The organism is Bradyrhizobium sp. BWA-3-5, assembly GCF_032917985.1.
GTDB lineage: Bacteria > Pseudomonadota > Alphaproteobacteria > Rhizobiales > Xanthobacteraceae > Bradyrhizobium.
In genome coordinates, this window is record NZ_CP136626.1 from 4,209,449 (window position 1) to 4,234,535 (window position 25,087).

Below are 25,087 nucleotides of genomic sequence, written 5' to 3' on the forward strand. Positions count from 1 at the left end.
AAATCCGCTTTGCGTCAGGCTGCGTCTTCGAACTGGGCGTAGCCGGAAGCCTCGAGCTCCAGCGCCAGATCCTTGCCGCCGCTTTTGACCACCCGGCCCTTCGACATCACGTGCACGAAGTCAGGGATGATGTAGTTGAGCAGCCGTTGGTAGTGCGTGATGACCACCATCGCGCGCTCGGGCGAGCGCAGCGCATTGACGCCATCGGCCGCAATCCGGAGCGCGTCGATGTCGAGGCCGGAATCCATCTCATCCAAAATGCAGACGGCCGGCTCGAACAGCGCCATCTGCAAGATCTCGTTGCGCTTCTTCTCGCCGCCGGAGAAGCCGACATTGACGCCGCGCTTGAGCATGTCCTGCGGAATGTTGAGCGACTTGGCGACCTCGCGGACCTTCTTGAGAAATTCCGGCGACGAAAGCTGGCTCTGGCCGCGCGCCTTGCGCTGCGCGTTCAATGCGGTGTGCAGGAAATTCCAGGTGGTGACGCCGGGGATTTCGACCGGGTACTGGAACGCCAAAAACACGCCCTTGGCGGCGCGCTCGTCCGGCTCCATTTCCAGGAGGTCCTCACCCCTGAACAGGATCTGGCCGTCGGTGACTTCATAGCCCGGCTTGCCCGCGATGACGTGGGAGAGCGTCGATTTGCCGGAGCCGTTCGGCCCCATGATCGCGTGCACCTCGCCGGGGTTCACCGTCAGCGTCAGCCCGTGGAGAATTTCGCGCTCCTCGACACGGACCTTCAGATCTTTCACTTCAAGCAACGCCATTTTGGTTTCCAGTCTATTCAAATGTTGCATAGAGCGCCGAAGCGCACCGCGAGGATCGGCAATTAACCGACCGATCCTTCCAGCGAGATCGAGATCAGCTTCTGCGCCTCCACCGCGAACTCCATCGGCAGTTGCTGCAGCACGTCCTTGACGAAGCCGTTGACTACGAGGCCGATGGCTTCTTCCTGCGAAAGCCCGCGCTGGGTGCAGTAGAACAGCACGTCTTCGGAGATCTTCGAGGTCGTCGCTTCGTGCTCGAAGGTCGCCGACGAGTTCTTCGCCTCGACGTAAGGCACGGTGTGCGCGCCGCACTTGTCGCCGATCAGGAGCGAGTCGCAGGCGGTATAGTTGCGCGCGGCAGTCGCCTTGCGATGGGCGGTGACGAGGCCGCGATAGGTGTTCTGCGAGACGCCGGCCGCGATGCCCTTGGAGATGATTCGGCTCGACGTGTTCTTGCCGAGATGGATCATCTTGGTGCCGCTATCGACCTGCTGGTGGCCGTTCGAGATCGCGATCGAGTAGAACTCGCCGCGCGAATTGTCGCCGCGCAGGATGCAGCTCGGATATTTCCAGGTGATCGCCGAGCCGGTCTCGACCTGGGTCCAGGAGATCTTCGAATGGTTGCCGCGGCAGTCGCCGCGCTTGGTGACAAAATTGTAGATGCCGCCGACGCCTTCGGAGTTGCCGGGGTACCAGTTCTGCACTGTCGAATACTTGATCTCGGCGTCATCGAGCGCAACGAGTTCGACCACGGCGGCATGGAGTTGGTTTTCATCGCGCTGCGGCGCGGTGCAGCCTTCGAGATAGCTGACGTAAGATCCCTTGTCGGCGATGATCAGCGTGCGCTCGAACTGGCCGGTGTTGCGCTCGTTGATGCGGAAATAGGTCGACAGCTCCATCGGACAGCGCACGCCCGGCGGCACGTAGACGAACGAGCCGTCGGAGAACACCGCCGAGTTAAGCGTCGCGAAATAGTTGTCCGAGGTCGGCACGACCGAGCCGAGATACTGCTTTACCAGCTCGGGATGTTCGCGGATCGCCTCCGAAATCGGCATGAAGATCACGCCGGCGGCCTTCAGCTCCTTCTGGAACGTGGTCGCGACCGAAACCGAGTCGAACACCGCATCGACCGCAATCTTGCGGTTGGCCGACGGCTCGCCGCCGGGCGGCGGCTCAACGCCCTCAAGAATGGCGACTTCTCGCAAGGGAATGCCGAGTTTCTCGTAGGTCTTGAGAATTTCGGGGTCGATCTCATCGATCGACGACAGCGTCTTCTTCGGCTTCGGCGCTGCGTAATAGTGGATGTCCTGGTAGTCGATCTTGGGGTAGTTGACGCGCGCCCAGGTCGGCTCGGTCATGGTCAGCCAGCGGCGATACGCCTCCAGGCGCCATTCCAGCATCCAAGCCGGTTCGTTCTTCTTGGCGGAGATGAAGCGGACAGTTTCTTCCGAGAGTCCCTTCGGCGCCTTCTCGGACTCGATAAGAGTCTCAAACCCATATCGATACTGGTCGACGTCGATGCGCCTGACGCGCTCGACCGTCTCTTGTACGGCTGGCATTCACATCCTCCGCTCGCGGTTTCAAGGACCGCGGTGGAACAATCAAAGTCGAATTCGGTCTACCAACGAAACGCGCTTAGAACGGTTCAAGCCGTGTTTCGTCGCCCTCTAAGTAAGCCATCGGCAAGCTTTCGCCAAGCCTGAAGGGCCAAATCTATGTCTGCCTCCGAGGTAGACCAGCCCAGACTGAGCCGCACCGCTCCCTGCGCCAGATCCTTAGGCACCCCCATGGCTGCCAGCACGTGCGAGGGCTGGACCTTGCCGGATGAGCAGGCGGAACCGGATGATACCGCAATTCCGGCCAGGTCGAAGCCGATCACCGCGGTTTCGGCCTTCAGGCCCGGAACCGTGAACAAAGTGGTATTTGGCAACCGCGGCGCATCGGCGGAAAAGACAATCATACCAGGGGTTTGCATCAACCCCTTCTCTAGCCGTGCGCGCAGGGACCGTAGCCGCGGGGCGTGCGGCGCCAGCGCGGCCATGCCAGCCGACGTGGCTGCGCCGAAGGCGGCGATCCCCGCGACGTTCTCGGTGCCGGCCCGGCGGCCAAGCTCCTGGCCACCGCCCCGCAAGAGCGCCTCGACCTGCACGTCGTCGCCCAGGACCAGCGCCCCGACGCCCTTGGGGCCGCCGATCTTGTGCGCAGACAGCGTGATCAAATCGGCTTTCATCGATTTGATCTCAAACGGTATTTTTCCAAGCGCCTGGATCGCGTCGACATGCAGCAGCCCGCCGGCTTCATGCACGACGTCAGCAACCTGTGAAATTGGCTGAATGGCGCCGGTCTCGTTGTTGGCGAGCATCACCGAAACCAGTGCGGGTGGTCCCTCAGCCAGCAGCGCCCGCAAGTGGTCGACGTCGACCAAGCCCAATGCGGTGACCTCGATCGTACCGAACGCCTCCGGCGGGAACCGCCCGCCTGAGAGCACCGACGTATGCTCGATCGCCGAGACCAGGAGCCGACGCGCCGGTTGCCCCGAGCCTCGACGCACACCTGGCGTCAGCGCCAGCGCATTCGCCTCGGTCCCCCCCGAAGTGAACACCACGTCCTGCGGACGGCTACCGACGGTGGCCGCGACCGCGGCGCGCGCGTCCTCAACCAGCCGCCGGGCCTGCCGTCCCTCCGCATGCACCGAGGACGGATTGCCAGCGATGTCCCAGGCAGCCGCCATCGCCTGCCTCGCCTCGGGCCGAAGCGGCGTCGTCGCATTCCAGTCGAGATAGATTCTTTCAGGCATTTCAGTAAAATACTACCTATCCGGCCCCGAAACCCCTGCGATCTCTGCCACGTCCCGGCGCTGCACGCCTTATGGCAATTGGGGATCGCGCCGTCTTCTACAATTGCAGCGTAACGCCTTGAACTGCCTTTGAGATGTTCAAGATGCTTGCTTTTTGCCCCTCGCCTCATGCTAGAAGGCCGCACCAGTTCACAGAAGCGTCGTTCGCGCATCGCCCAGCGACGCCAGATGACATCCTCCTCCGCCGGATCACGTCCGCTGCCCAGGGATAAAAATGCCTGAAGTTATTTTCACCGGCCCCGCGGGCCGTCTCGAAGGCCGTTATCATCCGGCCAAGCAGAAGAACGCGCCGATCGCGATGATCCTGCATCCGCATCCGCAGTTTCACGGCACGATGAATCACCAGATCGTCTACCAGTGCTACTACGCGTTTGCGCATCGCGGCTTCTCGGTGCTGCGCTTCAATTTCCGCGGCGTCGGCCGCAGCCAGGGCTCGTTCGATCACGGCACCGGCGAACTGTCGGATGCGGCCTCCGCGCTCGACTGGGCGCAGACCATCAATCCCGAAGCGCGCGCCTGCTGGGTCGCCGGCTTCTCGTTCGGCGCCTGGATCGGCATGCAACTCCTGATGCGCCGGCCGGAAGTCGAAGGCTTCATCTCGATCGCGCCGCCCGCCAACCTCTACGACTTCTCGTTCCTCGCGCCCTGCCCGTCCTCAGGCCTGATCGTGCACGGCGAGAAGGACGCGGTGGTGCCGCCGAAGGACGTCAACACGCTGGTCGAGAAGCTCAAGACGCAGAAGGGTATCGTGATCGATCAGCAGATCATTCCCGGCGCCAACCATTTCTTCGACGGCAAGCTGGAGCCGCTGATGGAGACGGTGACCGGCTATCTCGACATGCGCCTCGCGAACGTGCGCTGACGTCCGGCCCGTGCCCCGGACGCGGTGCATCACGAAGTGATGCACCGCAGAGCCGGGGCCTATCCTTTCTGTTGTTTCCGCTGGCGGCATGGGTCCCGGTTCTGCGAAGCAGCGCTGCGCGCCGCATCGTGCCCGGGACATGCGACATGCCGGCAAAGCGCTATGCTGCCAGTTTCAGCATATGCGCATCATGGCGCACCAGGAATGCATGCAGCAATTGCGGATAGTCGGGCCCGACCGCCGTGCGCACGCTCGGCCGCCGCGCCAATGCCTTTCGCCATGCGCGAACCTTCGGCGTCTTGGCAAACACCGATAGATCGGTGAGCTGATCAAACACGTCGAAATAGCGGAAGATCGGCGCGAACACCGCATCCACCAGGCTGAACGTTTCTCCGGCGAAATACGGCCCGGCGCCCAAGGCCGCTTCGACGCGGGCGAATTTCGCTGCAATCGCCTGCCGCTTGCTCTCGAAGATCGCAGGGTCGCCCGTCGTCTCCAGGCCCCATAACTCGCTCAGAATCGTCGATCCGAATTCCATCCACGCGCGGGCTTGCGCGCGCGCCAGCGCATCCTGCGGGTGCAGTCTTGCGCCGCCCAGCGTCTCCTCGATGTACTCGCAGATCACGTTGCTCTCGAACAGCGCCACCTCGCCCTCTCCGGTCTGGACAAGCAGCACCGGCACCTTGCCGAGCGGCGAAATCTTCAAAAACCAGTCCGGCTTGTTGGCGAGATCGATATCGATCCGCTCGAACGGAACGCCCTTTTCGGTCAGCGCAATCACCGCGCGCTGCACGTAGGGACAGAGCTTGTGGCTGATCAGTTTCAGGGCAGCGGCCATGGCCATCCTCCAATTAATGCAACTGCATCTATTTAGATGCAAGTGCATTGATCTGTCAACCGCCCGGCGCCCGCAGGGCAGGATCGGGTCACGGCTGCACGACGGACTGGCTCGCGCCTGGGACGCAGGCGGCAGGAAGCGGCCCATTGCTACTGTGCATGGGGTTGTTTTCGATATTTTGGGATTGAGCCCGCGGGGTCCGCCCAGCGGTTATCTGAGCTAGGGCCGTACGATGATGCCGCCGGTCATCGGGAACGGCACGCCCGTCGTGGCGGGGTAACTGAGGGGCAGGCCTTTCAGGCCACGCGCCGCCAGAAAGCCGAAGGCCTGAGCCTCGATTGCGTCAGATGCCCAGCCCAGCGTATCCGCCGCGCGGACCGTCGCCGGCGCCAGGCATTCCCGTAGCATCCGCAGCATGGTCAGGTTGCGTGCGCCGCCGCCGACCACGATCCAGTTCTTTGGCTCCTTCGGCAGCAGCGGCACCGCGCGGGCGATTGCGGCCACCGTAAATGCCGTCAGCGTCGCTGCGCCGTCCTCGGGCGGCATATCGCCGAGCTTCAGTCCCGCAAAATCGTTGCGATCGAGCGATTTTGGCGGCGGCAGCGCGAAGAACGGCATCTGCAACGCGCGGCTGATCCAGGCCGCGTCGACCTTGCCCAGCGCCGCCGTGCGGCCCTCGGTATCGAAGCGCTGGTTCAGGCGGCGGAACATGTGGTCGTCGAGCAGCGCATTGCCCGGGCCGGTGTCGCAGGCGATCAGCGTGTCGCCGTCGATATAGGTGATGTTGGCGACCCCGCCGATATTGACCACGACGGTCGGCCCCTCCCAGTCCAGCGATTGGGCAAGCGCGCGGTGGTAGACCGGCACGAAGGGCGCGCCCTGCCCGCCGGCTTCGACGTCGGCCGCGCGGAAATCGTACATCACTGGAATGTGGATCAGCTTGGCGAGCGTGTTGGCGTCGCCGATCTGGACCGTCAGCTTCTTCTCGGGCCGATGCAGCACGGTCTGGCCGTGAAAGCCGACGATATCAATGTCGTCGAAACGCATCCGGTGCTGCGCGGTGAAGGCGGCCACCGCCTCGGCATGCGCTGCCGTGACCACCCGCTCGGCCTCGCGCAGGCAGCCCGGCCGCGCCGCGCGATCCGGCAGGTCGGTGGCTTCATACAGCGCCTGCCGCAGCAGGCCGCGCTCGGTGTCGGTATAGGGCCGGTATCCGGACGGCCCGAGGGCGTTCACCCGACGGCCGTCGGTCTCGATCAAAGCGACATCGACCCCGTCCAGCGAGGTGCCGCTCATCAGACCTAGTGCCGTCAACATCATGGCAATTCGTGCCTTCGCAACGCCCTGCTCGAACCGTCCCGCCGACGACGATCAGCTTGTGCCAAACACGGACATCTTATAATGCCACAGCAGACCCTGATGCGGCAGCCCGTTCCGGCAGGGTTCCCGCAGACAGTTACAATTACAGTGAAAATAGAATGATCAGAGCAGCCGGCCAATGACCGCATTTAAATCAGATTTCCTGAACATTTTACAGGAACGCGGCTTCATCCACCAATGCTCCGATTTCGAGGGCCTGGACGCGCTGGCCGCCAAGGGCCAGGCGACCGCCTATGTCGGCTACGACTGCACGGCGCCCTCGCTGCACATCGGCAACTACCTCACCATGATGATGCTCTACTGGCTGCAGCGGAGCGGCAACAAGCCGATTACCCTGATGGGCGGCGGCACCACCATGGTCGGCGACCCCTCCGGCAAAGACGAGACGCGTGCGATCCGATCGGTCGAGGAAATCGAGGCCAACAAGGCCTCGATCCGCGGCGTGTTTTCGAAGGTGCTGCGGTATGGTGACGGCCCGAGCGACGCGATCATGCTCGACAACGCCGAATGGCTGACCAAGTTGAACTGGATCGAAATGCTGCGCGACATCGGCCGGCATTTCTCCGTCAACCGCATGCTGACGATGGATTCGGTGCGGCTCCGGCTCGAGCGCGAGCAGGAGATGAGCTTCATCGAGTTCAACTACATGGTCTGCCAGGCCTATGACTTCGTCGAACTGGCAAAGCGCACCGGCTGCCGGCTGCAGATGGGCGGCTCCGATCAATGGGGCAATATCGTCAACGGCGTTGATCTCGGCCGCCGCATGGGCACGCCGCAATTGTTCGCGCTAACCACGCCGCTGCTGACGACGGCGTCCGGCGCCAAGATGGGCAAGACCGCGCAGGGCGCGGTGTGGCTCAACGCCGACCAGTTCTCGCCGTACGACTTCTGGCAATACTGGCGCAACGTCGAGGACGCCGACGTCATCAAGTTCCTAAAGCTGTTCACGATCCTGCCGATGAGCGAGATCGCAAAGCTGGCGGCGCTGCAAGGCGGCGAGATCAACGAGGCCAAGAAGGTGCTGGCGACGGAAGCGACCGCGCTGCTGCACGGCCGCGACGCCGCCAACACGGCCGCCGAAACCGCACGCCGGACCTTTGAGCAAGGCGCGATCGCCGAGAACCTGCCCACCGTGGAAGTTTCGCGCGCCGAGCTCGAGGCCGGTGCCGGCGTGGTCGGGCTCTTCGTCAAGGCGGGCCTCGTCGCCTCGAATGGCGAGGCACGGCGCCAGATCAAGGGCGGTGGCCTCCGCGTCAACGATGCGGCCGTGACCGACGAGAAGATGGTGCTGACACCGTCCAACCTCACGCCGGAAGGCGTCATCAAGCTTTCCATGGGGAAGAAAAAGCACGTCCTGCTCAAGCCGGCCTGATCAGGCGTGCATAGGCGCATTCGCTTTTGAGGCTTGCAGGAAGATGCGGAAACGCGCTCCCTGCATGGCCATGGATAACAAGACGCCAGAGGAAGACGCCCTCGACCGGCCGCTCAAGCCGGAGCGGGTTGCGCTCAACGTGCTGGCGCTGTGCTTTACCCTGGCGCTGCTCGGCCGCGGCCTCGGCGAGAGTTTTACGGTTTTCCTGAAACCGGTCACGGAGAATTTCGGCTGGGACCGCGCGGAAATCGTCTCGGTCTATTCGCTGACCTGGCTGGCCGGCGGACTGATGGCCCCAGTGGTCGGCCGCCTGTTCGACCGTTACGGCCCCCGCACCGTCTATTCGCTCGGGCTGCTCCTGCTCGGTGGCGCGTTCCTGATTGCCTCGCGCGCGCAGGCGCTATGGCAATTACAGCTCAGCATCGGCCTTTGCGTGGGAATCGGCATCGCCTTCATCGGCAACGTGCCGAATTCGATCCTGCTCGGCCGCTGGTTCGGCCCTCGCCTGCCGACCGCGATGGCGATCGTCTATTCCGCGACCGGCGCCGGCGTGCTGGTGCTGCTGCCGGCGTCGCAGCTCCTGATCGATCATGTCGGCTGGCGTGGCGCCCACCAGATTTTCGGCATCATCGCGCTGTGCCTGCTGGTGCCGCTGCTTTTGCTGCCGTGGCGGCTGTTCGCCACAGGTTCGCCGCACGTTGCCAAAAAGGCCGATCCCGATTTCGTCGACGGCGGCTGGACGCTTGGCAGCGCGATGCGCCATCACGCGTTCTGGGCGCTATTCTCGACCTTCTTCTTCACCGCCGTCGGCATGTACGCGATCTCGGCGCAGATCGTTGCCTATCTGATCGATGCTGGCTTCCCGCCGCTGCAGGCCGCGACCGCCTGGGGTTTTTCCGGCGTCGTGCTGCTGTTCGGCATGCTTGGCGTGACCCAACTCGATACGATCATCGGACGGCGGCCGTCGGTGCTGCTCAGCTATGCCATCTCGATCCTTGGAATCATCCTGCTCTGGCTGTTGCAATTCCATCCGAACTTCTGGCTGCTGGCGGCGTTCGTCGTCTCCTTCGGCAGCATGATCGGCTCGCGCGGACCGCTGATCACGGCAACTGCAATGAAGATCTTTCGCGGCGAGCGCGTCGGCACCATCTACGGCACGATCTCGATCGGCAGCGGCCTGGGCTCGGGCCTGGGCGCCTGGGCCGGCGGCCTGATCCACGACTGGACCCACAGCTACAACCCGGTGATCGCGTTCGCGCTGGTGGCGGTGGTACTCGGGATGATTCCGTTCCTGGTCGTACCGGCACTGCGGCGCTAGCTTTAAATTTAGCCCTGCCCGTCAGGATTTCCCGCTTGTGCTGCGATCGTTTCAAGCAGCCAGTTCTTGAAGGAGAGCATCGCCGCTGACGGCTGCCGGGAATGCAGCGACGTAATCCAGTAATCGCCGAGCGCGACTTCGATCTTGAACGGACGCACCAGCCGGCGCTCACGGATCTCGTCCTGAAACAGCGCCGCCGGCAACAGCGCAACACCGAACCCGCGCGCGGCCACGCTGGCGATCGTGACGGATGAATCGAACACCATTCCCTTGAGCACCGGGCTCTGCAGTCCCGCGGCGGCAAACCATCGCGGCCATTCATCCTGGCGGTAGGAACGCAGCAGCACCTCGCGCTTGAGATCGGCCGGCCTGCTCAGCTTTCGCGCCAACGAAGGCGCACAGAACGGGGAAAAAGGCGCGCCCATCAAATGGGTCGCCTCGGTGCCGTGCCAGAGGCCGTCGCCGAATCTGATCGCGTAATCGAGCCCTTCGCCAGCGATGTCGATCCGGTTGTTGTTGGTGAACAGGCGCAGATCGATCCGCGGATGGGCCTTCCGGAAGGCGTCGAGCCGCGGCAGCAGCCATCCGGAAGCGAAGGTGCCGACCACGCCGACCGAGATGACGTCCTGATAGCGGCCGTCTTCAAAGCGGTTGAGCGTTTCGGTGAGCCGGCCGAACGCTTCGACAATGCTGGGCAGCAGCAATTGCCCTTCATCCGTGAGCGCGACGCCGCGGGGCAGCCGTCGAAACAACTGCATGCCGAGCCGGTCTTCCAGCCCTTTCACGTGCTGGCTGACGGCTGCCTGCGTGACGCGAAGTTCGAGGCCAGCGCGGGTGAAACTGAGATGGCGCGCCGTCGCCTCGAAGGCCCGCAGCGCATTGAGCGGAAGGTGCGAAAGCTTCATCGGGCGCCGCATGATATGACCCTAGTTTTTCTTATGCCTGCCCGCAGAACTGATCGTTTGTCAAGACTGCGGCGCGTCGTCACTTTCCCACCACCGCACGAAGGGGATTTACAATGATCAGCAGAAGACAGTTCCAGTTGGGACTTGGCACGGCATTGATAGCGACGGCTTTGACGATCCGGCCGAAAGTAATGCGCGCATCGATCGCCGATCAACAACTGATCGATGAGATCAAGCGCCTGGAGGGCAAGAGTGGCGGCCGGCTTGGCGTCTGCGTCTTCGATACCGCGACGGGTGGCCGTCACGCCCATCGCGGCGATGAGCGCTTCCCGATGTGCAGCACGTTCAAGGCGCTCGCCGCCGCGGCCGTTCTGGCGCGCGTGGATTCCGGCAACGAGCAATTGACGCGACGCGTAACCTATGATGCCTCCGCGCTCGTCACCTACTCGCCCGTGACCGAAAAGCACGTCGGCGACGGTATGACGGTCGCCGAAATCTGCGAGGCGGCCGTCACGCTGAGCGACAATACCGCCGGCAATCTGCTGCTCGCCGCCATCGGTGGCCCCTCGGGACTGACGGCCTTTCTACGAAGTCTCGGCGATCAATTCACGCGCCTGGACCGCAATGAGCCCTCGCTCAACGAAGCTTTGCCCGACGATCCCCGAGATACCACGACGCCGAATGCAATGGCTTCGACTTTGCAAGCCCTCGTTCTCGGAACCAAGGCGCTGTCGGCCCCTTCCCGCGAGCAACTGACGGCATGGCTGCTCGGCAACAAGACCGGCGACACGCGGCTGCGCGCCGGCTTCGCCAAGGACTGGCGTATCGGCGACAAGACCGGCACCGGCGCCCGCGGCACCAACAACGACATCGCCGTGATCTGGCCGCCCAACAAGGCTCCCATCGTGATCACCGCCTACCTGACGGGGGCCACCGTTTCAGCCGCGGAGCAAAACGCGACCGTGGCTTCGGTCGCGCGGGCGGTGTCGGCGATGCTGTCTGGCTAGGTGCGGAATGCAGCCTGCAACAAAAGGCTCGCTTGTCGCAACCATCGTGCTGTGCCTTGCGGCGTCCGGTCCATCGATCGCGGCCGGCGATGTATTCGCCGGCAGGCCTGCATTTTCCGAAGCCGAGCAGCCGGTGCAGCGGCCGGCCGAATGCAGCGATGTCAGGCGGATGGGGGATGGCCTTCCCGTGCTCGATTACCGGATCGATCTCTCGGCGATAGGCAGCCTCATGGCGGTGCAGACCGACGGCGTGCTGTGGTATCTCGTGCTGTGCTCGTCGCCGGACATCAGGATCATGTGCGTGACCTATGAATCCAACGGCATGGCGGTCGGCGACAGGGTCATCGTCAAGGGCGGCTATCGGCGGCTCGACGCCAACCATGTCCAGTTGGATCCTTGCCTGGCAAACCGGCCAGAGCAGTGATCTCCGAGATGCCGGTGTGATCCAGCTTCGGCCCTGCTCGCGCGCAGCGCGGCTAATTGTTCGGCGGAAGCTCGACCGGGTTGTTGTTCTGCTTGCCGGTGTTGAATTCCATGATCTTCCGCGTCACGCCCGGGAAGATCGCCGAAATCGGATTGACCCGCAGCACGGGCTGACCGGGCGTGCCGACCACTTCATAGGTCACGCCGATCAGCCCTTCATTGTTTCCGTTGCCGAGGAACAGGCCGAGCACGGGAATCTGGCCGAACATGTTGTTCAATCCGTACATCGGAACAAAGGTGCCGCTCATCCGCACCTGATTGGCGACGGTATCAATACTGCCTTCGATGGTCGCGCCAATCATCGGTCCTTTCACGACGCCATCGCGGATCGACATCTGACCGTTCTGCCGGGTGAACTCGGCACGCAATGCGGTAAAGGAAACGCCGCTTTGCGTGCCGGTGGAATTACCCGCGGCCACACGGTCCAGCGAAGTCTCGCCCTTGATGGAGAAGTCGCGGACGTTGATCAGGCCTTCCTTGGCGCTGGGTTCAACCGTCGGCGGCTCCAGGGCGAGCGACAATTGCCCGCCGATCACCTTGGAATACATGTCGGTGAAGCGGAAGAAGGCGCCGGCATCGTTGGTCTGCAGGATGATGATGTCGCGGCCCTGCCCCGCTCCGCGGCCACGCAGGTCCGCCGTCACAGGCGTGTCGCGCCCGACCTTGCCGGACAGCGTGAAGTTTTTGACGATGCCGTTGCGGCGCGAGAACTTGCTGTCGACGCTGCGCAGCGCCTCACCGTTGAAACCCGCGACCGCGCCGAGCTTCACATCGATGTCGAGATCGACGTTCCTTGACTTGCTCTTGGGATCGTCTCGACCCGAGATCGCCGATTTGAGGAAGCCGCGGCCATCGAACACCTCGCCGCGCATTGAGACCTTGACGACTCCGTCAGCGCCACGCTCGGCCTTCAAGGACGTCTTGTCGCCATCCGACGGCGCGTAGACCGGGAAGTTCGCCGTCATGAGGTCGCCGTTCTGGTCGACCTCCAGCGATCCCTTGATCGACACGCCGCCGCCTTCGACCACGATGTCCTGAAACAGCGTCGACTGCTCCTTCTTCACGACGTTGAAGGTCGCCTTGCCCGATTTGCCGGGCACCTTGACCCAGCCGGGCAGGATGTTGTCGAGCCGCAGTGACGTCAGGTCGGCCTCGATGCCGACGCGGCTGTCATTTTCGCCGATCTTGCCGATCACCTTGATCGGGACCGAGCCGCTCACGGCGGGTCCGAGATCGATGCCGAGGCGTGCACGGCTGGCATCATCCAGCGTCGCCTGCAGGCGGATGTCGGCGTCGCCTTCGCTCGGCTTGCGATAGTCGAGCGACGCCGCCTGCCCGTTGATCTTGACGTCGCCCCTGACCTGGTAGCCCGCATTGTTGGCCAGCACCTTCAGCGCGTTGGCTTCCAGCTTCTGGTTCATCACGAGCTTGTCGGCGGCAAAGCCGTTGAGGTCGCCAATCACCGTGTAGACGGTGTCTGCCTTGGTCATCGAGCCCTTGACCGGCATGGCCAGCGTGATGGTGGCGGCAACCGTTCCCTTGCTGGCGTTCGGATCGACCAGCGTGCCGGAGAGATCGCTGATGCGGTCGGAAGCCAGAATCTCGGCCGCTGCCGGCACCGGACAATCCACCCGGAATCTGACCTTCGACGGCGACGGCTTCGGCGCCATGTCCGGCACCTCGAAGCTGAAATCGGAAATGTTAATCTTGCGGCCGGCGGGCGTGTCGGCAACGCCCTGCCCGATCGTCACCGTGGCGGTGCGGCCGGTCACACGCGCTTTCAAATCCGCGTCGCGGACCGCGGGCATGCCGTCGACTGGGCGAACCGTGACGCCCGACGCAACGATGTTGACCGCGAGGCCGTCATCCGGAATCGGCGGCCCCTTGCGCGGTAGATTACGCACCGGCGAATTGACGCCGACCTCGATGCGCTGAAGCGTACCCTTCTCTATCCGCTCGATCACCCATTCGCGCACTTCGGGCACGATCAGGATCGGCCAGATCCGCTTCAGCGCCGAAGCCGACATCGGCGTGCCCGCGAAGCCGAGCTGGAGGCGCGCCTCGTTCGCATAATCGATGCTGCCGGTACCGGCGATGCCGATCTCGCCGTTGCTGATATCGGCCTGCGTCAGCGTCACGCGCTTGCGGTCGGTGTCGAATTTCATCCCGATCGCGATGCGGTTGAAGATCAGCGGCGGTTCATTGTCGGTGCCGGCCAGGAGAATCGTGCCGCCGCTCAGGCCGGCTTGCCACTCGGTGGTGGCGCCGTTCGGCGGCTCGAGATGGCCGAGCAGCGTAATCCGGTTCGCGCCGGAAACGACCTTGAAGGGCGCCACCAGCACGCGCCGACCGGCATCCCATTCGACGCTCATCTCCGCCGAATCGATCGGCATAGGATAGTCAGGCGTATCACTGTCGATGAGGTGTCCGGCGCCCGCCGTGACCTTGCCGCGCAAATAGGTCGGCACGCCGTCGCGGCCCAATTCACCCTTGAGCTCGCCGGAGAGCGGCAGGTCGGCGCTGTAGGTCAGATCCTTGACCCGCATCGCCAGCAGGATGTTGGCGGCTGGCACCTTGTCGGCGCGCAGATCGACCGAGCGCACGCCGTTCTGCGGCGGCCCGACCACGACCTTGAGCGACCATGGGCGCGCACCCTCCTCGCCGAGGCTCACCGCGACGCCGCCACCGCTCGGCCGGCGCATGCTGAGACTGATATTCTCGAACGTCCATTTGTTGCCGCGCTGCTGGTCGTCGACGACGAGATTGCCGTTCTTGAGGCCGATCTCATTCAGATTCTGCCCGTCGAGTCCGGTCAGGCTGAGGCTGTCGAGCCAGTCGAGGCCCGCCAGCAACCCGCTCTGCGTCGTATCCGGCAACATCGCGGCGACGTCGGCGGCCGGCGCCGGCTGCTGGCGCGGGAATGTCGGTGCCAGGCCGGCATCGCGCTTGGAGGCAACGCCGGTCGCCAGCGGTTTGGCCGTATCGCCGGTGGACACCGTCACCTGACCGTCCGGCGTGATGCGCACCGAAAGTTCGGCATCGACCAGATTGAGGCTCTCGGCGCGCAGCCGGCCCATCAAGAGCGCCGTGCCTGACAGTTTCACCTCGGCCTTCGGCGCCGTCGCAACGACGACCTGGTCGCGGTCGCGCACGACGATGTCGCGTATACGCACCGCGATACGAATTCGCCCGGCGCGCTCGATCTGCGTGCCGCCGACGGCAACCGTATTGCCGTGGCCGATATTTTCCTCGATCGCGGCCGCGAGCCAGGGCGTCGCCACATCGAGGTTGATGGGTCCGGCACCGAGCCGCCACCACAGTCCGCCGAAGCAGCCGGCGAAAATCATCACGAGGATGGCGATGACGATCGCCAGCCGCTTGACCCAGCGCTCGCCGCTCATCCAGAGCTGCAGCGCCGAGACGCGGTCGCCGACGCGGTGAAGCTTAGAATCGGAGCGCGACAGCAGCCGCCGCGCACGATGGCCCGCCGCCTCTTCCTGCTCCCAGCCCGCCGCGTCATCCCATTGCTGGGCCTCGGCACGCCGATTCGACCCGTTTGGCGAAGTATTCCTAGCCATTGCCTCTCGGTGCGGGCGCTGAGGTTGATCGCCGCCAAGGCCGCGCCCATCGATTCGTATCGAGCGCTCCTGTGCCGGCATCGCTGCCAATCCTCGATTATTACTGTTACTCGTGGTCGGGCCCAAGGACTGATTAGGCGGCCCCATCGACGAGCGGACGGGTGTAGCGTCGAATTCCTTGGTACCATACTCCGGGGTCATCAAACTTGCCCGGCAGCCGGAGCGAATCCGACGGTCAAAGGCGAGACCCGCAATACCCTAATGGTTGATCTGCGGAAAGCGACGAAAGGAAGGCGTATGTCCAAGAAAACGCGCAAGAAATCCTCCAAGCCATCCTCCAAAAGCCGCACGACGCCCGCCCGAAAACCGGCCGCGGCCAAGGCCGCCCGCAAGACCAGCCGCCCTGACACGGCAGCAGCTGTCAAAAAACCCGCCAAGGCAGCTACAAAGGGAGCCTCCAAGGCTGTGAAACCCGCCGCCAAGGAAACCGTCAAAAAACCGCCCAAGGCGGCCAAAACGGCGACCAAAACCACATCATCCAAATCTTCGCATAAGCGGACACCTAAACAGTTAATAAAATCCAACCGACCGGCCCCGGCCGAAGCTGGCGGAACCTCCTTGACCGAAGGCGCCATGGCGCCCGCCTTCAGCCTGCCGCGCGACGGCGGCGGCACCGTGTCATTGGCCGACTATGCCGGCAGGAAACTGGTGCTGTTTTTCTACCCCCGGGCCGATACGCCCGGCTGCACTCGGGAGGCGATCGACTTCACGCGGCTGAACGACGCCTTTGCCGAGGCGGGAGCGGTGGTGCTCGGCATCTCCGCCGACACCGTAAAGGCCCAGGAATCGTTCCGCGACAAGCATGAACTATCGGTTCCTCTGATCTCGGATCAGCAGCATGAAATGCTGGAAGCCTTCGGGGCCTGGGGCGAAAAATCGATGTATGGCAGGACCTTCATGGGAATTATTCGAACGACAGTGCTGATCGGCGCCGACGGGCGCATCGGCAGGATCTGGCGCAATGTGCGGGTCGATGGCCATGCCGACGAGGTGCTGGAAGCCGTCCGCGCCCTATGATTGTACCGGTTCCCTTTTCCAAAAATTAACCATGAGAAGGTCAAATCGGCCTCGCAAATCAAGCCGTACGGAACACCTCCGACCGGCGCGGGAGTGCCGATGTCGTACCGTTCCGGTCATTATTCTGATCACCACCATCCCCAGGATTACGGCCGGACGCCGCCGCGCCGTCCCGCTCCCCAGGCCGCCCGCGCCGCCACGCTGGACGCGGATGGCTACACCATTGTCCACGCCGGCAAGCAGGTCCGGCTCGGCCCCGTCGTGTTCTGGATCGTGGTCGGCACCATCGTGCTGCTCGGCATGTGGTCGGCGGCGACCGCTACCTATTTTGCGTTTCGCGATGACGTCCTGACCCGGCTGATCGCCCGTCAGGCCGAGATGCAATACGCCTATGAGGACCGCATCGCAGAACTGCGCGCCAAGGTCGATCGCACCACCAGCCGCCAGTTGCTCGATCAGGAACAGTTCGACCAGAAGCTCGACCAGATCATGCGCCGCCAGACCGCGCTCGAATCGCGCGCCACGGCGCTTGGCACGATTCCCGATGCGGCAGCCACTGGCGCTATACGTCCGCCGGCGCGCGGTGCGGCAGTGGAGACGCCCGCCTCCGGCACCCTAAAACCCTCGCCGATTAGCGACACCGTGATTTTCGTCGCTCCTCCGGACCGAGAAGCGCGACTCGAATCGCGCACGCCCGTCGTCAAGCCGCAGCCGAATCAATTCGCCAAGGTTCAAGGCGTCGACAACGTGCTGGTGCGCCTGCAAACCTCGCTTGACACCGTCGAGCGGCGCCAGATGGCGGCGTTGAGCGCGGTCGAGGACGGCATGGAATCGCGTGTCCGCCGCATGCGCGGCGTGTTCACCGATCTCGGTCTCGACATGGCGCAACTCGAGGCGGCAACGCCGCGCTCGGCGATCGGCGGCCCATTCGTGCCGGTGAAACTATCGGCCGATGCCGGCGCGTTCGAGCGCCAGCTCTACCGGATCAACATCGCACGCTTCCAGATGCAGCGCCTTAATGCCACGCTGGCCCTCGTGCCCTACCGCAAGCCCGTCGTCGGCGAGGTCGAATTCACCTCGGGCTTTGGTGTTCGCAGCGATCCTTTCCTCGGCCGCCCCGCCATGCATACCGGTCTAGATTTCCGCGCCGCCACCGGCGATCCCGTTCGTGTGACCGCCAACGGCAAGGTGGTCTCATCGGGGTGGCAGGGCGGTTACGGCCGCATGGTGGAGGTCGACCACGGCAACGGGCTGTCGACCCGCTACGGCCATCTGTCGGAAATTCACGTCAGGGTCGGCGATGTGGTCAAGATCGGCCAGGTGATCGGCGCGGTCGGCTCGACCGGCCGCTCGACGGGCCCACATCTGCATTATGAAACGCGGATCGACGGCGACGCCGTCGACCCGCAGAAGTTTTTGCGCGCGGGCGTCAGGCTCAGCGCTGGCTAGCACATCGCGAACTTCAGTTAGCGTGCGGACCTGCATCGCGCGCGCATCATCTGACTCTCTCCACGCCTGACCATCGTCGAAGCTGAAACCGACAACAGCAAAATTCTTTTCGGCCACATGTCGGCTCACATGCAGGCCAGCCGTCCTTGTGGCATAGACTGAGCTCATCCAGCCAAATCCGGCGCCTCCGCTCGGTAATGGAGAATATAACGTCATGTCCCAAGGCAATACGGTTCGTTTGCATCGCGTCCTCGCCACCAAACCCGAAAAGGTCTTTCGCGCCTTCCTCGATGCGGATGCCCTCGCCAAGTGGCTGCCGCCCTATGGCTTCACCTGCAAGGTCCACCATTTCGAGGGAAAAGTCGGCGGCACATTCAGGATGTCGTTCTCGAATTTCACCACGAATACTGGCCATTCGTTCGGCGGCGAATATCTGGAGATCGTGCCCAACGAGCGCATCCGCTATACGGACCGGTTCGACGATCCCAATCTGCCCGGCGTCATCGAGGTCACCGTGATCCTGAAGGCGGTCTTGGTCGGAACCGAAATCAACATCGAACAGTCGAACCTGCCGGCGGCTATCCCGGTCGAGGCCTGCTATCTCGGCTGGCAGCAATCGCTCGCCCAGCTCGCGCTGCTCGTCGAGCCGGAAATTCCCGGCTAAGATCAATCGAGGAAGAGGCACCACGCCGAGGTGCCTCTTTTCTACTAAGGCATCAGGTCGGCAGTGGCACTGTTGCGCGTTATGGCCTTACCAGCCGTTTGACCATGCCGGCCGCCGTCACCAGTGCCAGCGCGGAGAGTGCGGTGGCGGCCGCAAAGACAACCATCATGTCGCCGAGCAAGGCGGCAGTATCTGCCTGCGCATAGGCCAGCATGTTTCCGATGACGCCAAACACCGCAGCCCCAACTCCATAGCCGGCGGCCTGCACGGTAGGGAGCAGCGCAGACGTGGCATCCCGCTCGTCAAGGCTTGCTGCCTCCATCATCGTTTGGCTCAGCGCGCTCCAGTTCAGACCGAAGGCGCCCCCGACCATTACCTGCGCCATCACAATGAGCGGCAGGCTGCCAAGCGGCAATGCAAGCATGACGCCAGCAAGCCCAACGATCAGCAGGACGGGCCCAAGCCAGATGAAATGGCGCCGTAACGCCGGCGATCCGAAGCTGGCCTGCAGAAACTGTGCACCACTCCAGCTAAGAGCCATGACGGAAGCCACCAGCCCCGCCTCGAGCGGAGAATAAGCCCAGAGATATTGCAGGCTATAGATCAGGAATACGCTTTCGGATGCCTGCGCCATCGGCATGATGAACGCAGTCCAATACCCAAGGCCCGCCGCTGAAGTGAACCGAAATGCGGTCGCCGGAAACAGCCGGATTCCGCCGCGCCCGTCACCCGCCACGGTGACCCAGAACACCACCGCTGCGACGGCAAGCACGGCCATCTTGCCGGCATTGCTGGTCACGATGCTGGCGAGCGTGACCAGCAGCATGCCGAGCGCGAGGGCCGCAAGCGCGAGCCAAGGCACTTGCCTCTCGCTCTTCTCGCCTCTTCCCGGCGGAACCACGATCGGCACCATCGCCCAGAACACCAGCACCATGGGAACCGCGGCAAGGAAGGAAGCCCGCCATGAAACTGATACAGCGAGCCACCCCGCGAGCACGGGCCCGCCGAAGGCGGCGAGCGCCCAGGCGATGGCTTCAACGCCAAACACTTTGGGAATGAGGCGGGACGGAAACAGGCGGGGTATCAGTACATAGCAGCCCGCCTCGATCACGCCTGCCGCAAGCCCCTGCAAGGCCCGGCCCGCCAGCAATACCGGCATGGATGGCGCAAGCCCCGCCGCCAGCGTTCCGGCAAGGAAGGCCAGCGCGCCAAGGCTGAAAAGCCTCCGTGGTCCCAGCCTGTGCATGAGGGTGGCGGTGCTCGACCCGCCGACAATCGAGAAGATGAGATAGAGGCTCGTCGCCCAGGAGAGCAGTTCCGCACCGCCCAGGCCGGTGATGGCGGATGGCAACGCCGTCCCCACCAGAAAGGCATTGAACGCAAACAGCACGATACCGAGCGAGACGGTGACCGTTGCAAAGAGATGCCGACGGGAAAGCAGCTCACGCCAGCGGCCAGGCGCAGCCTCAGGAGGGATTTCGTCAATCATGCAGGCTGGTGCTACAACCTCAACCATGGTTGAGGTCAAGGAGAACCTGCAACATGGAATGGACCGTCGGCGAGCTTTCGAGACGGAGTGGCATCAGCATATCCGCCATTCACTTCTATGAGCGCAAGGGGCTGATCGCCAGCCGTTGCACAACCGGCAACCAGCACCGCTATGAGACGGATGTGCTGCGCCGCATATCCATCATCAGGATCGCGCAGGAGGTCGGCATCCCGCTCGCGGAAGTCGCCCACCATTTCGGCAGTTTGCCCAAAGGAGGCCACGCCACAAGGCGGGACTGGGAACGCATCTCCAGACTCTGGGCCAATGATCTCGACCGCCGAATCGTCACCTTGCAGAAACTGCGAGCGAACCTCGGTGACTGCACCGGCTGCGGCTGTCTCTCGCTCGATCGCTGCAACCTGCTCAACCCGGACGACAGGCTTTCAAGCAAAGGCGCCGGCCCGGCGCGGCTGAAGGCACGGCGCCCCCTTTCCCATTGAACCGAGAGAAAGTATCGATTGTCTGCCTTCCAACGCGCGACTAATGCCCGACCTCGCCGGTGATGATGTCGCCGAACACCTCCCACGCCTCGCCGTTGAACTTCATCAGCTGCATCTGCTCGATCGGGAAGAAATCGTTCGCCGCCGTGTTGATCTTGATGCCGGGTAGCAGCACATCGCTGGTGACGTCCTTCAGGCTGGCTGCCTGCTTCATGACATTTTCGCGGGTGAGGTTGTCGCCGCACTGCTTGAGCACCTGGACCATGGTCTGTGCCGTCGCATAGCCATAGATATTGTTGACGTTGGTCTTATCGCCGTCGGGGAAATATTTGTCCATGAAAGCTAGCCAGGCCTTGATGCCGGCATCGTCCTTCCAGAGCGGGTCGGTCGGATCCTTCAGATAGGCGGTCGAGATGATGCCTTTGGAATTGTCGAGGCCGGCCGGCTTCAGCACCGCCGCGACCGACGTCGAAACGTTGCCGATGAAGAAGACCGGTTTCCAGCCGAGCTCCGCGACCTTGCGGATCGCTTGCGCCGCGCCCTTGGGCGCCGCCCAGGTCATCATGATGTCTGCGCCGGAATCCTTCAGCGCGACGATCTGCGAATCGATGGTGGGATCGGAGACCTCGTACGACTTGTCGGCGATGATCATGCTGGCCTTGGCGCCAAGCCCATCGCGCAGGCCCTTCATCTGGTCCTTGCCGGCATCGTCATTCTGCCAGAGCGCGGCGATCTTGCCGTTCGGAAAATTCTTCAGAATGTAGGCGGCATAGATGCGGCCCTCGCTCTGGTAGTTCGGCTGCCAGCCCATCGTCCACGGGAAGTTCTGCGGATCGCCCCATTTGGTCGCGCCGGTTGCGACAAAGAGCTGCGGCACCTTCCTGGCGTTCATGTATTTCTGGATTGCGGAATTGGACTGCGTGCCGAGCGGCTGGAAAATCAGCAGCACCTCGTCGCTCTCCACCAGCTTGCGCGCCTGCTCGACCGCCTTCGGCGGGCTGAACGCGTCGTCGTAGCTGATGAAGTTGATCTTGCGGCCGTTGATGCCACCCTCGGCATTGATCTTGTTGAAATAGGCCGCCTGCGCCTTGCCGATCGTGCCATAGGCCGACGCCGGGCCGCTATAGGGCATGATGTTGCCGATCTTGATTTCGCTGTCGCTGGCGCCGGGATCGTATTTTTTCTGCGCGTTCGCCGTAGTGGCGAGTGCAGCTGCCACAGTGAACGCCGTCAGGGCAACAAGGTTTCTCACGCGAACCGGCATCGTCTTCTCCCCATCGTTTCTTGTTCTGATCAAGCCTTGTTCCGATGAAGTCTCGCAAGCCGCTTCAATGCTTGCAAGCATGTGCTTATTCCGCATGACGAAACGGGATTGTTGGCGAGCGCCAATTGTGGTTGATGCACCCTGGCGCCATCCCCCGGCGTGATGGCACGCCCAGAGGTTTGATCGGGTTGAAACAGAACTTACGAATTGCTCCGCGACATCGAAGGCTCGCGGCCGCCGGTTACAGCTTCGCGCGCTGGCTCGCGGCGAAAACCATGCGTGCCGCGGGATTTCACCAGCTCGGCTCCGCCTTCGCCGACGCGCGGCTCGCGCATGTCAGGGAAAAACTGTCGCGCGGTGAAACCGCCTATCTCGCCGGCCTTGGCGCGCCCGGCACGCATAATTCCGGCCTGGCACTGGTCGAGGTGACGCAGGCGCATGGGCCGCGGCTGATCGTCAACAACGAGGAAGAGCGTTTTTCCGGCAACAAGCACACGACGGAGTATCCAAAACTCTCGATCGATGCCGCGGTGGCAACGCTGCGGGGTATGGGCCGCGACATCGGCGATATCGATGCCTGGCTGACAAGCTGGGATTACCCAATGCTCGCCGGCACGCTGGCGCGCTCGGTGCTCGAGGAACTGCCGCAGAGTTTGAAGCTGTTGCGCACCACCGAGGCCGCCGGCTTCGATGGCCGCCGCCTCGATCAGATGACGCGGACGCCAAAGATCCTGGCGCGCCAGCTCGGGCTCGCCGAACGCGTGCCGCTGATCTGCCTGCCGCACCACGACAACCACGCCTGGTTCTCTTATGCCGCCTCGCCGTTCGCCGACGACGGCGAACCGACAGCGATCGCGGTGCTCGACGGTACCGGCGACCAGGGCTCGATCTCGCTTTATGTCGTCGAGCACGGCGCCATGCGCCGGCTCTATTGCAATGACAGCATGTTCGATTCGCTCGGCGCGTTCTACAGCGTGATCTCGTCGACGCAAGGAGGCTGGACCTGGCTTTCCTGCGAGGGCCGCTACATGGGCGCGGCCGCCTGGGGCGACATGAGCCGCGCTAGCAATCCCTATTATGCGCGGCTGCGCGAGGTGCTGCATTTCGGTGCCAATGGCGAGGTCCGGCTCAATCGCGCGCTGGCCAACTGGTATTGCGATCCCTTCGATCATCCCTACAAGCAGGCGCTGACCGACACCCTCGGTGAGCCGCTCCGGCCGGAGCAACTCTGGAATCCGGACGCGGTGCTGCGCGTGGAGGATATCCACCACCGGCCCGACACCAAGGACCGGCTCGACAAGGCCGCGGCGACGCAACTGGTGTTCGAGGACGCCATGCGCCATGTCGTCGATCATCTACTGCGCACGACCGGCGCAAATCGCCTGGTGCTGACCGGCGGTGTCGCGCTCAATGCGGTCGGCAACATGCGGCTGCTCGAACATTTCGATGAAGCCTGGTTCGCCGAGACGCAGCGGCGCAATGCTCGCCTGCAACTGTGGGTGCCGCCGGTCCCCGGCGATCCCGGCGTCACCATCGGCGCGGCCTTTCTCTTCGCGCATCTGGCGGGTGCTCCGCGCGGCGCGCCGATGACACACGCTTTCTATTGCGGCACGCCGGCCTCGCAGGATGACATCGTTAGCGCGATTGCCGCTGACGACATTGCCTCGCAACAGATCGGCGACATCTCGACACCTGAAGGCCGCGACGCCGTCGCCGACCTGATGGCGTTCATGGTGGCGAAAGGCGGCGTGATCGCGCTGTATCAGGGCGCAGCCGAAACCGGCCCCCGCGCGCTTGGCCACCGCTCGATCCTCGCCAACCCCTGCGACCCCGCCGTGCGCGAACTCCTGAACGCCCGCGTCAAATACCGCGAGGCGATTCGCCCCTTGGCGCCGATGGCGACGCCGGAGGCGGCGCAGGAATATTTCGAGCTGCTGCCCGGCGCCTCCGACGGCGACTACAACGCCTACAACTACATGGTGCTGACGGCGCATTCGAAGTCGCATGCGCAGCAAAAAATTCCGGCCGTCGTCCACGCCGACGGCACCGGCCGCATCCAGATCGTGCGTGCGGGCGACGATCCCCTCACCTACGCTTATTTGAAGGCGCTCGGCCGCCATATCGGCGTCGAGCTATCAGTCAACACGTCTTTCAATGTCGCCGGTCCGATCGCCCAGACGCCGCAGCAGGCGATCGACACGCTGCGCCGCTCCAAGGGGCTCGATGTCGTGGTGCTGGTCGCCAGCGACGGCACGGTGACCGCGGCTTGGCATGGCGGCGAGCGCGACAGCGGCAGGTTCACCGGCTGGCGTGCGGAATGGAAGGCTCGCCGGGCGTAATCACCTCTGAAAGAACTTCAGCACGCGACCGTCGATCAGCAGCAGCGCGCTGCCGATCACCAGCGCACCAGCGATCTCGCGCGGCGAAATCTGCTCGCCGAGCACGAGCGCGCCGAGCAGGATGGCCGTTACCGGCACCAGCAACGTCACCAGCATGACATTGGTGGCGCCGGAGCGCCGCAAGATCTGGAAGAAAACGATATAGGCCAGCGCCGTCGACAGGCCGGCGAGACCGAGCACGGCGAGCCATGTCGCGGCCTCAGGCATGGGCAATCGCCAGGGACGCTCGAAAATGCCGGCGACGACCGCCATCATCAGGCTCGATGCCATCAGTTGAAACGTCGCGGTCGCAAGCGGCGGCGACTTCGAGAGCGCGCGCCGGGCGATCAGCGCGGAGATGCCGTAGCCCAGCGCCGCCGCAAGACAGAGCAGGACGCCGAGCCCCTGCCCGCTGGCAAAGCCGAGCCCGCCGCGCAGGATCACGACGCCGGCGAGGCCGGCGATCACACCGGCGACACGTCTGACGATAAGCTTCTCCTCGCCTGCGGTCGCCATCACCGCCACCGTGAATAACGGCGTGGTGGCATTGAGGATCGAAGCCAGCCCGCTCGGGATGTACACCTGTCCGGTGACGATCAGCGAGAACGGCAGCACATTGTTGAACAAGGCGATGAGGAAGAATGGCCGCCAGCCCGCCCACCCCTTCGGAAACGGCAGCCGCTGCGCGCAAAGCACTGGTAGCAGGATCATGGCGGCCAGCGCTACGCGCAACAACACGAGCGTGAACGGCGGCAACTCGCGCAGCACCACGCTATTGAAGAAGAACGATCCGCCCCAGAGCACCGACAATGCGGCGAGCAACACCCAGTCGCGGGCGTCGATCCGGCCATCACTGACTGTCATTTCGCAAGAATCCGGTGAAGTCGCGCAACAGCTAG

20 protein-coding genes are annotated in these 25,087 nt (G+C 63.6%); 10 read left to right on the plus strand and 10 right to left on the minus strand.

The features are described from left to right. Positions 1 to 14: 14 nt before the first annotated feature. The 3 genes from sufC to RX331_RS20390 form a co-directional block, all read right to left on the minus strand. Entirely contained in the window at positions 15 to 767 is a 753-nt protein-coding gene (gene sufC / locus RX331_RS20380) for a Fe-S cluster assembly ATPase SufC (RefSeq protein ID WP_317251707.1), read from the minus strand. A 62-nt stretch (positions 768 to 829) separates the two neighbouring features. Further along, positions 830 to 2,326 carry a Fe-S cluster assembly protein SufB gene (gene sufB / locus RX331_RS20385; RefSeq protein WP_317251708.1) on the minus strand — a complete coding sequence of 499 codons (1,497 nt, stop codon included), beginning with the start codon at positions 2,324 to 2,326 and terminating at the stop codon, positions 830 to 832. Between the two features lie 86 nt (positions 2,327 to 2,412). Next, positions 2,413 to 3,564: a cysteine desulfurase family protein gene (locus RX331_RS20390; RefSeq protein ID WP_317251709.1), complete on the minus strand. Its 1,152-nt coding sequence runs from the start codon at positions 3,562 to 3,564 to the stop codon at positions 2,413 to 2,415. 274 nt (positions 3,565 to 3,838) lie between these two features. On the opposite strand from RX331_RS20390, the gene RX331_RS20395 reads away from it, so the two are divergent. Further along, on the plus strand, positions 3,839 to 4,486 hold the full coding sequence (locus tag RX331_RS20395) for an alpha/beta hydrolase (RefSeq protein ID WP_025589847.1): 648 nt from the start codon (positions 3,839 to 3,841) through the stop codon (positions 4,484 to 4,486). A 160-nt stretch (positions 4,487 to 4,646) separates the two neighbouring features. On the opposite strand, the gene RX331_RS20400 is transcribed toward RX331_RS20395, so the two are convergent. Next, the gene (locus tag RX331_RS20400; RefSeq protein WP_317251710.1) at positions 4,647 to 5,324 is read right to left on the minus strand and encodes a glutathione S-transferase family protein; all 678 of its coding nucleotides are present in this window, start codon (positions 5,322 to 5,324) and stop codon (positions 4,647 to 4,649) included. 219 nt (positions 5,325 to 5,543) lie between these two features. Continuing rightward, positions 5,544 to 6,644: an anhydro-N-acetylmuramic acid kinase gene (locus RX331_RS20405; RefSeq protein WP_317251711.1), complete on the minus strand. Its 1,101-nt coding sequence runs from the start codon at positions 6,642 to 6,644 to the stop codon at positions 5,544 to 5,546. Between the two features lie 178 nt (positions 6,645 to 6,822). Here RX331_RS20405 and tyrS point away from each other — a divergent pair, with 178 nt between their 5' ends. Together tyrS and RX331_RS20415 are read left to right on the plus strand one after the other, a co-directional pair. Further along, positions 6,823 to 8,076, plus strand: a complete 1,254-nt coding sequence (tyrS, locus tag RX331_RS20410) for a tyrosine--tRNA ligase (RefSeq protein WP_317251712.1) — start codon at positions 6,823 to 6,825, stop codon at positions 8,074 to 8,076. Positions 8,077 to 8,146: 70 nt separating this feature from the next. Next, the gene (locus RX331_RS20415; protein ID WP_317258193.1) at positions 8,147 to 9,394 is read left to right on the plus strand and encodes an MFS transporter; all 1,248 of its coding nucleotides are present in this window, start codon (positions 8,147 to 8,149) and stop codon (positions 9,392 to 9,394) included. 8 nt (positions 9,395 to 9,402) lie between these two features. On the opposite strand, the gene RX331_RS20420 is transcribed toward RX331_RS20415, so the two are convergent. After that, complete coding sequence (locus tag RX331_RS20420) at positions 9,403 to 10,299, minus strand: LysR family transcriptional regulator (RefSeq protein WP_317251713.1); 897 nt, start codon at positions 10,297 to 10,299, stop codon at positions 9,403 to 9,405. Between the two features lie 113 nt (positions 10,300 to 10,412). On the opposite strand from RX331_RS20420, the gene bla reads away from it, so the two are divergent. Together bla and RX331_RS20430 are read left to right on the plus strand one after the other, a co-directional pair. Continuing rightward, positions 10,413 to 11,306, plus strand: a complete 894-nt coding sequence (gene bla / locus RX331_RS20425) for a class A beta-lactamase (RefSeq protein ID WP_317251714.1) — start codon at positions 10,413 to 10,415, stop codon at positions 11,304 to 11,306. 7 nt (positions 11,307 to 11,313) lie between these two features. Next, the gene (locus RX331_RS20430) at positions 11,314 to 11,730 is read left to right on the plus strand and encodes a hypothetical protein (RefSeq protein ID WP_317251715.1); all 417 of its coding nucleotides are present in this window, start codon (positions 11,314 to 11,316) and stop codon (positions 11,728 to 11,730) included. A 52-nt stretch (positions 11,731 to 11,782) separates the two neighbouring features. Here the strand turns inward: RX331_RS20430 and RX331_RS20435 are convergent, their stop codons facing one another. Continuing rightward, positions 11,783 to 15,448 (minus strand): DUF3971 domain-containing protein, encoded by a 3,666-nt coding sequence (locus RX331_RS20435; protein WP_317251716.1) that lies wholly within the window; start codon positions 15,446 to 15,448, stop codon positions 11,783 to 11,785. 216 nt (positions 15,449 to 15,664) lie between these two features. Between RX331_RS20435 and RX331_RS20440 the strand changes: the two genes are divergently transcribed. The 3 genes from RX331_RS20440 (at position 15,665) to RX331_RS20450 (ending at position 18,557) form a co-directional block, all read left to right on the plus strand. Then, entirely contained in the window at positions 15,665 to 16,444 is a 780-nt protein-coding gene (locus RX331_RS20440) for a peroxiredoxin (RefSeq protein WP_317258194.1), read from the plus strand. Between the two features lie 99 nt (positions 16,445 to 16,543). Next, positions 16,544 to 17,893, plus strand: a complete 1,350-nt coding sequence (locus RX331_RS20445; RefSeq protein ID WP_317251717.1) for a M23 family metallopeptidase — start codon at positions 16,544 to 16,546, stop codon at positions 17,891 to 17,893. Positions 17,894 to 18,107: 214 nt separating this feature from the next. Then, positions 18,108 to 18,557, plus strand: coding sequence for an SRPBCC family protein (locus tag RX331_RS20450; protein WP_317251718.1), 450 nt, complete (start codon positions 18,108 to 18,110; stop codon positions 18,555 to 18,557). Between the two features lie 79 nt (positions 18,558 to 18,636). Here the strand turns inward: RX331_RS20450 and RX331_RS20455 are convergent, their stop codons facing one another. Then, on the minus strand, positions 18,637 to 20,046 hold the full coding sequence (locus tag RX331_RS20455; protein WP_317251719.1) for an MFS transporter: 1,410 nt from the start codon (positions 20,044 to 20,046) through the stop codon (positions 18,637 to 18,639). A gap of 53 nt (positions 20,047 to 20,099) precedes the next feature. Between RX331_RS20455 and soxR the strand changes: the two genes are divergently transcribed. Further along, positions 20,100 to 20,546: a redox-sensitive transcriptional activator SoxR gene (soxR, locus tag RX331_RS20460; RefSeq protein ID WP_317251720.1), complete on the plus strand. Its 447-nt coding sequence runs from the start codon at positions 20,100 to 20,102 to the stop codon at positions 20,544 to 20,546. Between the two features lie 40 nt (positions 20,547 to 20,586). Here soxR and RX331_RS20465 read toward each other — a convergent pair whose 3' ends face one another. Further along, positions 20,587 to 21,810, minus strand: coding sequence for an ABC transporter substrate-binding protein (locus tag RX331_RS20465; RefSeq protein WP_317251721.1), 1,224 nt, complete (start codon positions 21,808 to 21,810; stop codon positions 20,587 to 20,589). 275 nt (positions 21,811 to 22,085) lie between these two features. Between RX331_RS20465 and RX331_RS20470 the strand changes: the two genes are divergently transcribed. Beyond that, on the plus strand, positions 22,086 to 24,149 hold the full coding sequence (locus RX331_RS20470) for a carbamoyltransferase C-terminal domain-containing protein (RefSeq protein ID WP_317251722.1): 2,064 nt from the start codon (positions 22,086 to 22,088) through the stop codon (positions 24,147 to 24,149). On the opposite strand, the gene RX331_RS20475 is transcribed toward RX331_RS20470, so the two are convergent. After that, a complete protein-coding gene (locus RX331_RS20475) occupies positions 24,150 to 25,052 on the minus strand; it encodes a DMT family transporter (RefSeq protein WP_317251723.1) in 903 nt (300 codons plus the stop codon). It lies immediately after the preceding gene. Between the last annotated feature and the right edge of the window lie 35 nt (positions 25,053 to 25,087).